At 68.9% G+C, this 13,422-nt stretch carries 14 protein-coding genes; 6 read left to right on the top strand and 8 right to left on the bottom strand.

Annotated features, from left to right (window positions below):
* Positions 1 to 9: 9 nt before the first annotated feature.
* Positions 10 to 591 carry a hypothetical protein gene (locus PE066_RS20035; RefSeq protein ID WP_271234278.1) on the top strand — a complete coding sequence of 194 codons (582 nt, stop codon included), beginning with the start codon at positions 10 to 12 and terminating at the stop codon, positions 589 to 591.
* 45 nt (positions 592 to 636) lie between these two features.
* On the opposite strand, the gene PE066_RS20030 is transcribed toward PE066_RS20035, so the two are convergent.
* Genes PE066_RS20030 through PE066_RS20000 form a run of 7 tightly spaced genes read right to left on the bottom strand, consistent with a single transcriptional unit; the run spans position 637 to position 7,118 of the window.
* The gene (locus tag PE066_RS20030; RefSeq protein WP_271234277.1) at positions 637 to 1,116 is read right to left on the bottom strand and encodes a molybdenum cofactor biosynthesis protein MoaE; all 480 of its coding nucleotides are present in this window, start codon (positions 1,114 to 1,116) and stop codon (positions 637 to 639) included.
* Position 1,117: 1 nt separating this feature from the next.
* Positions 1,118 to 1,369 carry a MoaD/ThiS family protein gene (locus PE066_RS20025; protein WP_271234276.1) on the bottom strand — a complete coding sequence of 84 codons (252 nt, stop codon included), beginning with the start codon at positions 1,367 to 1,369 and terminating at the stop codon, positions 1,118 to 1,120.
* Positions 1,366 to 2,619 (bottom strand): molybdopterin molybdotransferase MoeA, encoded by a 1,254-nt coding sequence (locus PE066_RS20020; protein WP_271234275.1) that lies wholly within the window; start codon positions 2,617 to 2,619, stop codon positions 1,366 to 1,368. Before PE066_RS20020 ends, PE066_RS20025 begins: the two co-directional genes overlap by 4 nt.
* 7 nt (positions 2,620 to 2,626) lie before the next feature.
* Positions 2,627 to 3,160, bottom strand: coding sequence for a molybdopterin-guanine dinucleotide biosynthesis protein B (gene mobB / locus PE066_RS20015; protein WP_271234274.1), 534 nt, complete (start codon positions 3,158 to 3,160; stop codon positions 2,627 to 2,629).
* 9 nt (positions 3,161 to 3,169) lie between these two features.
* Complete coding sequence (gene thrC / locus PE066_RS20010; protein ID WP_271234273.1) at positions 3,170 to 4,585, bottom strand: threonine synthase; 1,416 nt, start codon at positions 4,583 to 4,585, stop codon at positions 3,170 to 3,172.
* On the bottom strand, positions 4,585 to 5,895 hold the full coding sequence (locus PE066_RS20005) for a homoserine dehydrogenase (RefSeq protein WP_271234272.1): 1,311 nt from the start codon (positions 5,893 to 5,895) through the stop codon (positions 4,585 to 4,587). Before PE066_RS20005 ends, thrC begins: the two co-directional genes overlap by 1 nt.
* Positions 5,892 to 7,118, bottom strand: coding sequence for a pyridoxal phosphate-dependent aminotransferase (locus PE066_RS20000; protein WP_271234271.1), 1,227 nt, complete (start codon positions 7,116 to 7,118; stop codon positions 5,892 to 5,894). Before PE066_RS20000 ends, PE066_RS20005 begins: the two co-directional genes overlap by 4 nt.
* 103 nt (positions 7,119 to 7,221) lie before the next feature.
* On the opposite strand from PE066_RS20000, the gene PE066_RS19995 reads away from it, so the two are divergent.
* From PE066_RS19995 to PE066_RS19975, 5 genes are all read left to right on the top strand, one after another.
* Positions 7,222 to 7,599, top strand: coding sequence for an Mth938-like domain-containing protein (locus tag PE066_RS19995; RefSeq protein ID WP_271234270.1), 378 nt, complete (start codon positions 7,222 to 7,224; stop codon positions 7,597 to 7,599).
* A gap of 100 nt (positions 7,600 to 7,699) precedes the next feature.
* Entirely contained in the window at positions 7,700 to 8,176 is a 477-nt protein-coding gene (locus tag PE066_RS19990) for a peroxiredoxin (protein WP_271234269.1), read from the top strand.
* Between the two features lie 188 nt (positions 8,177 to 8,364).
* Positions 8,365 to 10,053 carry a PhoH family protein gene (locus PE066_RS19985; protein WP_271234268.1) on the top strand — a complete coding sequence of 563 codons (1,689 nt, stop codon included), beginning with the start codon at positions 8,365 to 8,367 and terminating at the stop codon, positions 10,051 to 10,053.
* Positions 10,054 to 10,149: 96 nt separating this feature from the next.
* Positions 10,150 to 10,584: a DUF2844 domain-containing protein gene (locus tag PE066_RS19980; RefSeq protein WP_271234267.1), complete on the top strand. Its 435-nt coding sequence runs from the start codon at positions 10,150 to 10,152 to the stop codon at positions 10,582 to 10,584.
* Between the two features lie 8 nt (positions 10,585 to 10,592).
* The gene (locus PE066_RS19975; protein WP_271234266.1) at positions 10,593 to 11,819 is read left to right on the top strand and encodes a DUF3443 family protein; all 1,227 of its coding nucleotides are present in this window, start codon (positions 10,593 to 10,595) and stop codon (positions 11,817 to 11,819) included.
* A gap of 10 nt (positions 11,820 to 11,829) precedes the next feature.
* Here the strand turns inward: PE066_RS19975 and dnaB are convergent, their stop codons facing one another.
* Complete coding sequence (dnaB, locus tag PE066_RS19970) at positions 11,830 to 13,236, bottom strand: replicative DNA helicase (protein WP_271234265.1); 1,407 nt, start codon at positions 13,234 to 13,236, stop codon at positions 11,830 to 11,832.
* Positions 13,237 to 13,422 lie beyond the last annotated feature (186 nt).

Below are 13,422 nucleotides of genomic sequence, written 5' to 3'. Positions count from 1 at the left end.
ATCAAGGCGATGCAGATCCACCAGTTGTCGGTGACCTACCAGGCCGAACAGGACCGCATCCTGCTGCGCGTGAACAGCACCGGCGGCGAGGAGATGCGCATGTGGCTCACGCGCCGGCTGATGCACGGCCTGTGGCCCTTGCTGGGCAGGCTGCACACCGACCAGGTGATCAAGACGGAGCCCTCGGCCAGCGCGGTCGAGGGCGGCGACGAGGAGCTCAAACGCATGTTCGCCGAGTTCCGCAAGGAGGAGTTCCTGCAGAAAGCCGACTTCGAGACGCCCTACCAGGACAAGCACAAGCTCCCGCTGGGCAGCGAGCCGCTGCTGGTGACCGACGTGGACGCGACGCCGCTGGCCGACGCCCGCCTGCGGCTGGCCTTCAACGAGCGGGCCTCGGTGTCGGGCGCGGCCAAGGCGCGCGGCTTCCAGATGGAGCTGGACCCCAAGCTGATGCAGGGCCTGATGCACCTGCTGGAGCAGTCGCTGGCGCGCTCCCAGTGGCGCGACCCGTTCACCACGCCGGCGCTGCCGGCGCCGGCCGATGCCGCCGAACCGGGGCTGGCCGGCGAGCGGCCCCGCTACCTCAACTGAGGCCCTGCGGCACGCGGCGCGCCGGAAAGGCGGGCCTGACCCCGGTCAGCCGTTGCGGGCCTGGATGCCCCAGCGGGCCAGGGCCTCATCGTCGCTGGAGCGGGCATCGACCCAGCGCTCGCCAGCGGGCGTGCGCTCCTTCTTCCAGAACGGCGCCTGGGTCTTGAGGTAGTCCATCAGGAATTCGCAGGCCTGGAAGCTCTGGCCGCGGTGCGACGACGTGACGGCCACCAGCACGATCTGCTCGCCGGGCGCGAGCGGGCCGACCCGGTGCACCACGCGGGCGGCGAAGATTTCGAAGCGGCGGTGGGCCTCGTGGATCATGGCCTCGATGGCCTTCTCGGTCATGCCGGGGTAGTGCTCCAGCTCCATGCCCAGCACCTCGTCGGCACCGCCCTCGCCCGCCGCGCGCACGGTGCCGACGAAGCTGCAGACGGCGCCCACGCGGTGGTCGGCCGCGCGCAGGCGCGCCAGTTCCTGGCCGACGTCGAAGTCGGCCGCCTGGATGGACACGCGGGGCGCCATGTCAGCCCCCGGTGACGGGCGGGAAGAAGGCGACCTCGCAGCCGTCGCGCAGCGGTGCGTCGCCCTCGGCCATGACCTGGTCCAGCGCCATGCGCACGGCCTTGCCGGCGCCCAGCGCCTGGGCGTAGGGCTCGCCCAGCGACTGCAGCTCGTCGCGCAGGCCGGCCAGGGTGGACGCGCCGGTCTGGCGCTCTTCCAGGCCGCGGCCCATGGCCTCGCGCACGGAAGCGAAATAACGCAGCGACACCTTCATGCCAGCAGCTCCGCAAGAGGAAGGAAGCGGGCCGCGTCGCCGCGTGCGATGGTGCGGCCCGGGGGGTTGTCGAGCAGGCCGTCGCACCAGACCGTGGAGGTCAGCACGCCCGAACTCTGGTTGGGAAACAGCTCCAGCCCGCCTTCCGCGTTGCGCCGCACGCGCAGGAACTCGCGGCGCTTGTCGGCATGCGGCCAGTCGAAGTGCGCCGGCAGCATCAGGGCCGCCGGCTGCAGCCGGCTGGCGCCCTGCAGCTTGAGCAGGAACGGCCGCACCAGCAGCAGGAAGGTGACGAAACTGGACACCGGGTTGCCGGGCAGGCCGATGAAGTGGGCGGCGCCCACCCGGCCGTGGGCGAACGGCTTGCCCGGCTTCATGGCGATCTGCCACAGGTCCAGCGAGCCGAGCTGCTGGACGGCCGGGCGGATGTGGTCTTCCTCGCCCACCGACACCCCGCCGCTGGTGAGGATCAGGTCATGGCCTTGCGAGGCCTGCCCGATCGCGTCGACCGTCGCATCGCGCCGGTCGGGCACGATGCCCAGGTCGCTGACCTCGCAGCCGCAGCGCGCCAGCAGCTGGCGCAGGAAGAAGCGGTTGGAGTTGTAGATGGCGCCCGGCGGCATCTGCTCGGGGGCCACCGTGCCGGGCATGACCAGCTCGTCGCCGGTGGAGAACAGTGCCACGCGCGGCCGGCGCGCCACGCGCAGCCGGTCGCGGCCGATGCTGGCGGCCAGGCCGCAGGCCGCGGGGTCCAGCCGCTGGCCGCCGTGCAGCACCACGCTGCCGCGCGACACATCCTCGCCGCTGCGGCGGATCCATTGCCCGGCCTGCGGCACCGACAGGATCCGCACCCCGCCCTCGCCGGCCGCTTCGGTGTGCTCCTGCATCACGATGGCATCGGCGCCGGGCGGCACCGGAGCGCCGGTGAAGATGCGCGCGGCGGTGCCGGGCTGCAGCGGCTGCGCCGCCTGGCCGGCGGCGATGCGCTGGCTGACCGGCAGCACCACGCCTTCGTCGGCGATCTCGGCGCGGCGCACCGCGTAGCCGTCCATCGAGCTGTTGTCCTGCGGCGGCACCTGCAGCGCGGACACCAGGTCCTCGGCCAGCACCCGGCCGTCGGCGTCGAAGGTCGGCACGTCTTCGGCCTGCTGCAGCGGCTCCGTGCGCGCCAGCAGCTCGGCCAGCGCTTCGTCCAGCGGCTTGAGCGGTGGGCGCGTGCTCACCGGCTCGCCTCCTCGCGATCCAGGCATCGCACGTTCATCCGTACATCTCCGGGTTGTAGTCGAACCGGTGGCCATTCTCGACCAGCCACTGCGCCACCGCAGCCGGGGCGTTGAGGTCCAGCACCGGCCGCAGGGTCGCTTCGGGAAGCCGGTCCGGTGCGTCGGTGGCGATCGCCACGATGAAGTCGTCGTCGGGGTAGCGGGCCTTCGGGCCGGCGCCCGGCCGCCACACCTCGACCTTGAGCAGGTCGCTGTCCTTGAAGCCTTCCACCAGCACCCAGTCGACGCCGTCGTAGAGCTCGGCAATGAGCTGGTGCACGGACAGCCGCGCTTCCTGCTCGAACTCGCGCATCAGCGCCAGCCGCTTGTTGGACGCCACCACCACCTCGAAGGCGCCGGCCTCGCGGTGACGGAACGTGTCCTTGCCGGGATGGTCGATATCGAAGCTGTGGTGGGCGTGCTTGACCACCGACACCCGCAGCCCGCGCTGCCGCAGCTCGGGAATGATGCCCTCGACCAGCGTGGTCTTGCCCGAACCGGAAAAACCCGCAAACCCGACGACTTTCATGGGCGACCTTCAGGCGCAGTGCGCCGCGATGTAGGACTTCACCTCGCCGGCATCGGCCGGCAGCACCGTGACGCGCTTGGGCAGCAGCTCCAGGCCCTCGAACTTCGCAGGCCGCTCGGGCTCGCGCCCCAGCGCCTCGACGATGGTGGCGGCGAACTTCACCGGCAGCGCCGTCTCCAGCACGATCATGGGCACGCCCGCGCGCAGGTGCTGGCGCGCCACCTTCAGGCCGTCTGCGGTGTGCGTGTCCACCATCACGCCCAGGCGCTGCCAGGTGTCGCGGATGGTGGCCAGCCGGTCGGCATGGGTGCTCTTGCCGCTGACAAAACCGAACTGCGTGGCCGCGCGGGCGAATGCGGGATCGCCGTCGAGGTCGAAGCGGCCCTGGCGCGCGAGCTCGTCGTCGAACAGCGCCCGCGTGCGCGCCGCGTCGCGGCCCAGCAGGTCGAACACGAAGCGCTCGAAGTTGCTGGCCTTGCTGATGTCCATCGAGGGGCTGGAGGTCTCGTGCGTGTCGACGCCCACGCGCACCCGGTACACGCCGGTGCGGAAGAACTCGTCCAGCACGTCGTTCTCGTTGGTCGCCAGCACGAGCCGGTCGATCGGCAGGCCCATCTGGCGCGCCACGTGGCCGGCGCAGATGTTGCCGAAGTTGCCCGAAGGCACGGCGAAGGAAACCTTCTCGTCGTTGGCTCGCGTGGCCTGGAAGTAGCCGGCGAAGTAGTACACCACCTGGGCCACCAGCCGGGCCCAGTTGATCGAGTTCACGGTCCCGATGCGGTACTGGCGCTTGAAGGCGAGGTCGTTGGACACGGCCTTGACGATGTCCTGGCAGTCGTCGAACACGCCTCGGATCGCCAGGTTGTGGATGTTGGCGTCCTGCAGGCTGAACATCTGCGCCTGCTGGAACGGGCTCATGCGGCCGTGCGGCGAGGTCATGAAGACCCGGACGCCCTGCTTGCCGCGCATGGCGTACTCGGCGGCACTGCCGGTGTCGCCGGAGGTCGCGCCCAGGATATTGAGCTCCTCGCCGCGGCGGCCCAGCTCGTACTCGAACAGGTTGCCCAGCAGCTGCATGGCCATGTCCTTGAAGGCCAGCGTCGGGCCGTTCGACAGGCCGAGCAGGAAGAGACCTTCTTCCAGCGGCTTCAGCGGCGCGATCTGCGGCGTGCCGAACACCTCGGGCGTATACGTCCGGGCGCAGATCGCGCGCAGGTCCGCGGCCGGGATGTCGTCGATGTATAGCGACAGGATCTCGAAGGCCAGCTCGTGGTAGGGCAGCCCGCGCCAGCTTGCCAGCGTGGCAGCGTCGACGGCCGGATAGTGCTCGGGCAGGTACAGGCCGCCGTCGGGCGCCAGGCCTTCCAGCAGGATCTCGCAGAAGCGCTTGCGGTCCGCATGGCCCCGCGTCGACAGGTATCGCATCAGGCCAGCTCTTCCTTGCGGATGCGCACGATCGGCGCCAGCACCGTGGGCAGCTGCTGCACGCGGGCCAGCACCTCGTTCATCGCGCCTTCGCGCACGTCGTGGGTCAGGATGATCAGGTCGGTCTGCTTCTCGCCCTCGCCTGCCTCACGCTGCAGCACGGCATCGATCGACACGCCGGCCTCGGCCATCAGGCCGGTGACCTTGGCCAGCACGCCGGGCTGGTCGGCCACGCGCAGGCGCAGGTAGTAGCTGGTCACCACCTCGTCCATGGACAGCACGGGTTCGCTGCTCATCTGGTCGGGCTGGAAGGCCAGGTGCGGCACCCGGTGCGCCGCATCGGAGGTGTGCAGGCGCGTGATGTCCACCAGGTCGGCGATGACCGCGCTGGCGGTCGGCTCGCTGCCCGCACCCTTGCCGTAGTGCAGCGTGGTGCCGACCGCGTCGCCGCGCACCACCACGGCGTTCATCGCGCCCTCAACGTTGGCCAGCAGCCGCTTCGAGGGCACCAGGCTCGGGTGCACGCGCAGCTCGATGCCCTTGGGCACGCGCTTGGTGATGCCCAGCAGCTTGATGCGGTAGCCCAGCTGCTCGGCGTAGCGGATGTCCTGCGGCGCCAGCCGGGTGATGCCCTCGACGTAGGCCTTGTCGAACTGCACCGGGATGCCGAAGGCGATGGCGCTCAGGATGGTCGCCTTGTGCGCCGCATCCACGCCCTCGATGTCGAAGGTCGGGTCGGCCTCGGCATAGCCCAGGCGCTGCGCTTGCTTCAGCACGGCGTCGAAGTCCAGGCCCTTGTCCCGCATCTCCGACAGGATGAAGTTGGTGGTGCCGTTGATGATGCCCACCACCCACTCGATGCGGTTGGCCGTCAGGCCCTCGCGCAGCGACTTGATGATCGGGATGCCGCCGGCCACCGCGGCCTCGAAGCCGACCATCACGCCGCGCTGGTGGGCGGCCGCGAAGATCTCGGTGCCGTGCACGGCCAGCAGCGCCTTGTTGGCGGTGACCACGTGCTTGCCGGCGGCGATGGCTTCCATCACCAGCTCGCGCGCGATGCCGTAGCCGCCGATCAGCTCGATGACGATGTCGATGTCCGGGTTGGCGATGACCTGGCGCGCATCGTTCACGACCGTGGCGTGGTCGCCGACGATCGACGCCGCCCGCGCGGTGTCGAGGTCGGCCACCATGGCGATCTCGATGCCGCGGCCGGCGCGCCGCTGGATTTCTTCCTGGTTGCGCTTCAGGACCGTGAAGACGCCGCTGCCGACGGTGCCGGCGCCGAGCAGGCCGACCTGGATGGCTTTCATTGGGAGTGTCGTTTGCGATAGTTGTCGAGGAATCGGGCCATGCGGCCGATGGCTTCGCGAAGGTCGTCCTCGTGCGGGAGGAAGACGATGCGGAAATGCTGGTTGTCCGGGTAGTTGAAGCCCGAGCCCTGCACCAGCATGACACGCGTCTGCTGCAGCAGCTCGAGGAAGAACTGGCGGTCGTCGGCGATCGGGTAGAGCCGGGGATCCAGCCGCGCGAACATGTACAGCGCCGCCTGCGGCTTGATGCAGGTGACGCCGGGAATGGCGGTGATCAGCTCGTAGGCCAGGTCGCGCTGGCGGCGCAGCCGCCCGCCAGGGCCGACCAGCTCGTTGATGCTCTGGTAGCCGCCCAGCGCGGTCTGGATCGCGTACTGGCCGGGCACGTTGGCGCACAGCCGCATGTTCGAGAGCATGGTCAGGCCCTCGATGTAGTCGGCCGCGGCGCGCTTGTCGCCCGACACCACCAGCCAGCCGGCGCGGTAGCCGCAGGAGCGGTAGCTCTTGGACAGCGAGTTGAAGGTCAGCGTGAGCACGTCCTGCGAGAGGCTGGCGATGGCGGTGTGCCGGACGCCGTCGTACAGCACCTTGTCGTAGACCTCGTCGGCCAGGATGACCAGCCCGTGCTCGCGCGCGATGCCCACCAGCTCGCGCAGCAGCTCGTCGGAATAGAGCGCGCCGGTCGGGTTGTTCGGGTTGATCACCACCAGGCCCTTGGTGCGCGGCGTGATCTTGCTGCGCAGGTCCTGCAGGTCGGGCATCCAGCCGTTGGCCTCGTCGCAGCGGTAATGCACCGGCGTGCCGCCCGACAGGCTGGTGGCGGCCGTCCACAGCGGGTAGTCGGGCGACGGCAGCAGCAGCTCGTCGCCGTCGTCGAGCAGCGCGTTGGTGGCCATGGCGATCAGCTCGCTGGCGCCGTTGCCCAGCCAGATGTCGTCGAGCGTGACGCCCTCGATGCCCTGCTGCTGGGTGTAGTGCATCACGGCCTTGCGCGCCGCGAATATGCCCTTGCTGTCCGAGTACCCGGCCGAGTTGCCGAGGTTTCGGATCATGTCCTGCTGGATCTCTTCCGGGGCATCGAAGCCGAACACCGCGAGGTTGCCGATGTTGAGCTTGATGATCTTGTGCCCTTCCTCCTCCATCTGCCGGGCCGCGTCCATGATCGGACCGCGGATGTCGTACAGCACGTTGGCGAGCTTGGCGGATTTGTGGACGGTCTTCAAAAGCCCCTCCCGGGGAGCGCTGTCAAGGGTGAAACCTATAATTTGACCATAGTTCCGATGGGCTGCCCCACCCTTGAGGCAGCCCGTTTCGTCCCCATATCCCATGAAGCTGCAGCCCGACCGGTTCGACGTGCAGGCCATCACCGGCCAGGGGCCGGGGTGGGTGCAGGTGGGGCCGGAGCGAATCGAGCACAGCGTGATCATCGGTTCGCGCGGCGAGCGAATCGCGTGGAACTGCGCGAGCTACGACGAGCTCGGCGCCGGCCACTTCGATGAGCTGGCTCGACTGCAGCCCGAGGTGGTGATCTTCGGCAGCGGCGATCGCATCCGCTTTCCACGGCCGGCCTGGCTGCGCGAGCTGGTATCGCGCGGCATCGGCCTCGAAACGATGGATACCGCGGCCGCCTGCCGCACCTACAACATCCTGGCGCAAGAAGGGCGCCAGGTGGTGGTTGCGCTGCTGCTGGAACAGCCCCGCTGAGACCCGGCCCAAGGGGGAATCGGGTAAAATCGTCCTTTGGCGGCCCGCTGCGCGTGCGCCGCCAACAACGAGCAACCCCTGTCACACGAGTAGAAAATCCATGGCGATCGTTGTCAACAAGCCCATCCCCGAATTCGAAGCGAACGCCACAGGCGGACTGAAGGTGAGCAACACCTCCCACCTCGGCCAGGTGCTGGTGCTGTACTTCTATCCCAAGGACAACACGCCCGGCTGCACGACCGAAGCCATGCAGTTCCGCGACAAGTACAAGGACTTCGTCAAGGCCGGTGCCACCGTGTTCGGCGTCTCGCGCGACAACATGAAGTCCCATGACGACTTCAAGGCCAAGCTTGAGCTGCCATTCGAGCTGATCGCCGACACCGAAGAGAAGATGTGCCACATGTTCGGGGTGGTCAAGAACAAGATCATGTACGGCAAGAAGGTCAAGGGCATCGAGCGCAGCACCTTCCTGATCGGCCCCGACGGCGTGCTCAAGCAGGAGTGGCGCGGCCTCAAGGTGCCCGGCCACGTGGACGAAGTGCTCAAGGCGGTCAAGCTGCTCAAGAAGGCCGCCTGACAGGCGCGTTGACGCCGCAGCACAACAGCACACAACCCGTCATGGCAGCGCGACATGCGTTGTGCATAATGGGTTCATGCAGTTGATCCCGGCGCCCCGCGTCGAAACCGCATCCGAAGGAAAAGCCGCCCGGCTCGCCCGGCGGCTTTTTCGTTTCCTGACCTGCTTTTCCGGGAAACCGCTGACCCATGCCGCTGCCCCCCGCTCCCACCCGCCGCGCCGCCCTGCTCCCGCCCGAGGCCTACGACGCCCCGGCCCGGTCCTCGCACAAGGCCGCGCGCAAATCGGAGGCGCCCGCCGCCGACAGTCCCCTGGCTGACCGGCTCCACGTCGAGGACTTCGACCCGCGTGGCGGCGGGGAGCGCGAACCCGTGCACCCGGCCGCGCTGTTCGACGAAACGCCGGTGCAGGAGAAGGACAAGCCGGCAGCGCGCCGCCGCGCCACGCCCGCGCCCGAGGCTGCGCCGCGCAGGAAAGCCAAGGTTACCGGCCCGGCCAAGCTGTTCGTGCTCGACACCAACGTGCTGATGCACGACCCGATGAGCCTGTTCCGCTTCGAGGAGCACGACATCTTCCTGCCCATGGTCGTGCTGGAAGAGCTCGACGGCCACAAGAAGGGTACGACCGAAGTGGCGCGCAACGCCCGCCAGGCCAGCCGGTCGCTCGATGCGCTGGCCGGCGCGCAAGGCGCGGACATCGGCGCCGGTCTCAAGCTCAACTCGACGGGGCACGGCGAGGCCGGCGGTTGCCTGTTCTTCCAGACCCAGGCGCTGGCCAACCAGCTGCCGCCCAGCCTGCCCCAGGGCAAGGCCGACAACCAGATCCTGGGCGTGGTGCAGGCCCTGCGCGAGCAGTACGCGCCGCGCGACGTGGTGCTGGTGTCCAAGGACATCAACATGCGCGTCAAGGCGCGCGCGCTCGGGCTGGCCACGGAGGACTACCGCAACGACAAGACGCTGGACGACCTGGAGCTGATGTATGCCGGCGCGCTGGCCCTGCCGCCGGACTTCTGGGCCCGCCACGGCAAGACGGTGGAAAGCTGGCAGAGCGGCCAGACCACCTTCTACCGCGTCACCGGGCCGATCGTGCCCAGTCTGATGATCAACCAGTTCGTGTACTTCGAGGCGCCCGGCGAGCCCAGCCTGTACGCCCGGGTGACCGAGATCCGCGGCAAGACCGCGGTGCTGCGCACGCTCAAGGACTTCGGTCACCTGAAGAACTCGGTCTGGGGCGTGACCACCCGCAACCGCGAGCAGAACTTCGCCATGAACCTGCTGATGGACCCGGAAGTGGACTTCGTCACCCTCACCGGCACGGCGGGGACCGGCAAGACGCTGATGGCGCTGGCCGCTGGCCTGACACAGGTGCTGGACGACCGCCGCTACACCGAGATCATCATGACCCGCGCCACGGTCAGCATGGGCGAGGACATCGGCTTCCTGCCCGGCACGGAAGAGGAAAAGATGGGCCCCTGGATGGGCGCGCTGGACGACAACCTCGAAGTGCTGGGCAAGACCGACAGCGGCGCCGGCGAATGGGGCCGCGCCGCCACCAACGAGCTGATCCGCAGCCGCATCAAGATCAAGAGCATGAACTTCATGCGCGGCCGCACCTTCCTCAACAAGTGGCTGATCATCGACGAGGCGCAGAACCTCACGCCCAAGCAGATGAAGACGCTGATCACGCGTGCCGGCCCCGGCACCAAGATCATCTGCATGGGCAACCTCGCACAGATCGACACGCCCTACCTGACCGAAGGGTCGTCCGGCCTGACCTTCGTGGTGGACAAGTTCAAGGGCTGGCCGCACAGCGGCCACATCACGCTGGCGCGCGGCGAGCGCTCGCGCCTGGCCGATTTCGCCAGCGAAGTGCTGTAGCCCGATCGGGCCGTCGGCGGCGGGCCAGCGGCGCCCCACGAAGCCGCCGGCTGCCGCTAAGCTCGGGACTTGCGCACTGCCTGGAGCACCGGTCCCATGAAGCGTCTGCTTGCCGCCAGCCTGCTGGCCGCGTTCAGCACCGGCTGGGCCGCGCTGGGTGACCCGGCCACGCCTCGTGGCCCCGCACCGGGCGTCACGGTCGCCACGCTGCGCACGCCGGCCGGAGCCGCCTACACGCGCGTCCAGCAACGGCTCGACTCGGGGACCACCGTCTCGGAATACGTCGATGCGCAGGGCATCGTCTTCGCCGTGGGCTGGGCCGGCCCGTTCCTGCCCGAACTGCAGGCGCTGCTGGGACGCCACTACGCCAGCTTCGAGCAGCACGCGAAGGCGGTCGGCCGCAGCCCGAGCGTGGTCGTGCGGCAGCCCGGGCTCGTGATCGTTTCCAGCGGCCGGATGGGCGCTTTCCAGGGGCACGCCTGGCTGCCCGCCGGGCTGCCGCTGGGTTTCGATACCCGCGGGCTGCAATGAGGACCGCCATGCACTCGAGCCGTGCGCGCGCGCTGTTGCGCCGGCTGGCGGCGATCGGCGCAGCGTTCGTGGTGGCCAGCTGTGGCGGGGGTGGCGGCGGCGACGCGCCGGCCTTGCGCAGCGACACCGAACCGGGCGTCGCGAGTGTTGCCGCTGCACCCATCGCCGGCGCCAACGTCCTCCAGATCCGTGTGGAGAAGAGCGGCCAGGCCAACCTGATCAATACGCCGTTCGTGACGGTTCGCGTTTGCCTGCCGGGCAGTGCAACCTGCATCGATGTGGACCGCGTCGTGGTCGATACCGGGTCATCGGGCCTGCGCATCAACGGCTCGGCACTGGGCGGACTGGCGCTGCCGGCCGTCACCGACAACCTGCAGAACGTCGCCCAGTGCCATGCCTTCGCGAGTGGCCGCACCTGGGGGGCGGTCCGCCGGGCCGACGTGCGCATGGGCGGCGAAGTGGCCGCCGGGGTGTCCATCCAGGTCATCGACGACGCCGCCACGCCGAAGCCGCTGGGCCAGTGCGCGCCCGACATCGGCAGCTCGCTCGGCGGCAACGGCATCCTGGGCGTCGGCTTCACGACGGAGGATTGCCCCGAATGCACCACCAACGCGTCGAACGGAACCTACTTCCGCTGCGCCGGGGCCACCTGCAATTCGATTGCCCTCGCCGCAGCCTCCCAGGTCTCCAACCCATCGGCCTCGTTCGCGGCCAATGGCAACGGCGTGATGATCGCGTTGCCGGCGGTGCCCTCGGGCGGCGCCGCCAGCGTCACCGGCTGGCTCGTCCTGGGCATCGGAACGCAGTCGAACAACCAGCTGGGTTCGGCCGGCATCTATCGGCCCGTCCTCAGGCCCACCCTGGGCTACGTGTTCACCACCACCTACAAGGGGGTGGCCTATGACGCCAGCTTCATCGACAGCGGCTCGAACGGCTACTTCTTCAACGACGCCTTCACCGAGTGCGGCGACTTCTACTGCCCCGACGGCAGCCCGCTGTCCCTGACGGCGGTGAACACCGCGGCCGCCCCACCCCTGACCAGCGCCAGCATCGACTTCATCCTGGACAGCGTCACCGCGATCCGCAGCGATGCCGCGGCCGCGCACATCGCAGGCAGCATCGGTTTCGCGAACACCTTCGACTGGGGCCTGCCGTTCTTCTTCGGCCGCACCGTGTTCACGGCACGTGCCGGCGCCGCCACGCCGGCCGGAGCCGGTCCCTACTGGGCCTACTGAGGCAGGGCGATCAGAAGTCCTCGGTGCCGCTGGCGAGCGACTCGAACTTGGTCAGCGGCTTGACGAAGGCCAGCTTCACGGTGCCGGTGGGGCCGTTGCGCTGCTTGCTGATGATGACTTCGGCGACGCCGGGCTCCTTGGACTCCTTGTTGTAGTAGTCGTCGCGGTAGATGAACATGATCACGTCGGCGTCCTGCTCGATCGCACCCGACTCGCGCAGGTCGCTCATCATCGGCCGCTTGTCGGTGCGCGACTCCACCCCGCGCGACAACTGCGACAGCGCGATCACCGGACAACCCAGTTCCTTGGCCAGCGCCTTCAGGCCGCGCGAGATTTCGCCGACCGCGGTGGCGCGGTTCTCGTCGCTCATGCCCGAGGACACGCTCATCAGCTGAAGGTAGTCGACCACGATCAGGCCCAGCTTGCCGCCGCACTGGCGCACCAGCCGGCGCGCGTTGGCGCGCAGCTCGCTCACGGTGAGGCCGGGCGTCTCGTCGATGTGCAGCGAGACGTTGCGCAGCTTCTCGATCGCCTCGGTCAGCCGCGGCCACTCCTCGTCGGTCAGGCGGCCGGTGCGCAGGTGGGTCTGGTCGATGCGCCCGATCGAGCCGACGATACGCACCGCCAGCTGCGCTGCGCCCATTTCCATCGAGAACACCGCCACCGGGAGGCCCTCGTGCAGGGCCACGTGCTCGGCGATGTTGATGGCCAGCGAGGTCTTGCCCATGGACGGCCGCGCCGCCAGGATGATCAGGTCGCCGCCCTGCAGCCCGGAGGTCATGCGGTCCAGGTCGTGGAAACCGCTGGGCACGCCGGTGATGTCGTTGGGGTTGTCGGCCATCTCGGTGACCCGGTCCAGCAACTGGACCACCAGGCTCTCCATGGCCTGGAACCCCTGCTTCATCCGCGAGCCCTCCTCGCCGATGTGGAAGATCTTCTGCTCGGCTTCGTCGAGGATCTGCTCGACCGGCTTGCCCTGCGGGTTGAAGGCGCTGGTGGCGATCTCGTCGGACGCCGACACCAGCTTGCGCAGGATGGCGCGCTCGCGCACGATCTCGGCGTAGCGGCGGATGTTGCCGGCGCTGGGCACGTACTGCGCCAGCGCGTTCAGGTAGGCCAGCCCGCCCACCTCCTCGCCCTTGCCCAGGCCCTGCAGCTGCTCGTAGACCGTCACCACGTCGGCCGGCTTGGTGGCGTTGATCAGGGAGCCGATGGCCGCGTAGATCAGCCGGTGCTCGTAGCGGTAGAAGTCGCCGTCGGTGAGCAGGTCGCCGACCCGATCCCAGGCCCCGTTGTCCAACAGCAGGCCGCCCAGCACGCTGGATTCGGCCTCGGCCGAATGCGGGGGTACCCGCAGCTGGCTGACCTGCCGGTCGCGCGACGGATCGTTCTCGGCGGGACTCAGGACAGCGGACATGCAGGCTTTCGGCTGGGGTTGATCATGCTATCGGGCACTGGAGAGATGTCCATGCACAACGCTGGGAACAGCTGGTGGAAAAGCTGTGGATTGGGGCCTGAAACCTGTGGACGAACACGGTCCCCAAAAAGAACGCCGCCCGGGAGGGCGGCGTCATCGAGGGACAAGGCTGACGCAGGCAGCCTC

This window comes from Ramlibacter tataouinensis (assembly GCF_027941915.1).
GTDB classification, from domain to species: domain Bacteria; phylum Pseudomonadota; class Gammaproteobacteria; order Burkholderiales; family Burkholderiaceae_C; genus Ramlibacter; species Ramlibacter tataouinensis_C.
Note: the sequence above shows the minus strand (reverse complement) of the source record. Positions and strands in the feature narration are given on the sequence as shown.

Excerpts from the sequence above, each read along its gene's own strand:
- PE066_RS20035 (WP_271234278.1), top strand. The coding sequence starts at position 10 with ATGCAGATCCACCAGTTGTCGGTGACCTACCAGGCCGAACAGGACCGC.
- PE066_RS20030 (WP_271234277.1), bottom strand. The coding sequence starts at position 1,116 with ATGGCGCCCCGCGTGTCCATCCAGGCGGCCGACTTCGACGTCGGCCAG.
- PE066_RS20025 (WP_271234276.1), bottom strand. The coding sequence starts at position 1,369 with ATGAAGGTGTCGCTGCGTTATTTCGCTTCCGTGCGCGAGGCCATGGGC.
- PE066_RS20020 (WP_271234275.1), bottom strand. The coding sequence starts at position 2,619 with ATGCCTGGATCGCGAGGAGGCGAGCCGGTGAGCACGCGCCCACCGCTC.
- mobB (WP_271234274.1), bottom strand. The coding sequence starts at position 3,160 with ATGAAAGTCGTCGGGTTTGCGGGTTTTTCCGGTTCGGGCAAGACCACG.
- thrC (WP_271234273.1), bottom strand. The coding sequence starts at position 4,585 with ATGCGATACCTGTCGACGCGGGGCCATGCGGACCGCAAGCGCTTCTGC.
- PE066_RS20005 (WP_271234272.1), bottom strand. The coding sequence starts at position 5,895 with ATGAAAGCCATCCAGGTCGGCCTGCTCGGCGCCGGCACCGTCGGCAGC.
- PE066_RS19995 (WP_271234270.1), top strand. The coding sequence starts at position 7,222 with ATGAAGCTGCAGCCCGACCGGTTCGACGTGCAGGCCATCACCGGCCAG.
- PE066_RS19990 (WP_271234269.1), top strand. The coding sequence starts at position 7,700 with ATGGCGATCGTTGTCAACAAGCCCATCCCCGAATTCGAAGCGAACGCC.
- PE066_RS19985 (WP_271234268.1), top strand. The coding sequence starts at position 8,365 with ATGCCGCTGCCCCCCGCTCCCACCCGCCGCGCCGCCCTGCTCCCGCCC.
- PE066_RS19980 (WP_271234267.1), top strand. The coding sequence starts at position 10,150 with ATGAAGCGTCTGCTTGCCGCCAGCCTGCTGGCCGCGTTCAGCACCGGC.
- PE066_RS19975 (WP_271234266.1), top strand. The coding sequence starts at position 10,593 with ATGCACTCGAGCCGTGCGCGCGCGCTGTTGCGCCGGCTGGCGGCGATC.
- dnaB (WP_271234265.1), bottom strand. The coding sequence starts at position 13,236 with ATGTCCGCTGTCCTGAGTCCCGCCGAGAACGATCCGTCGCGCGACCGG.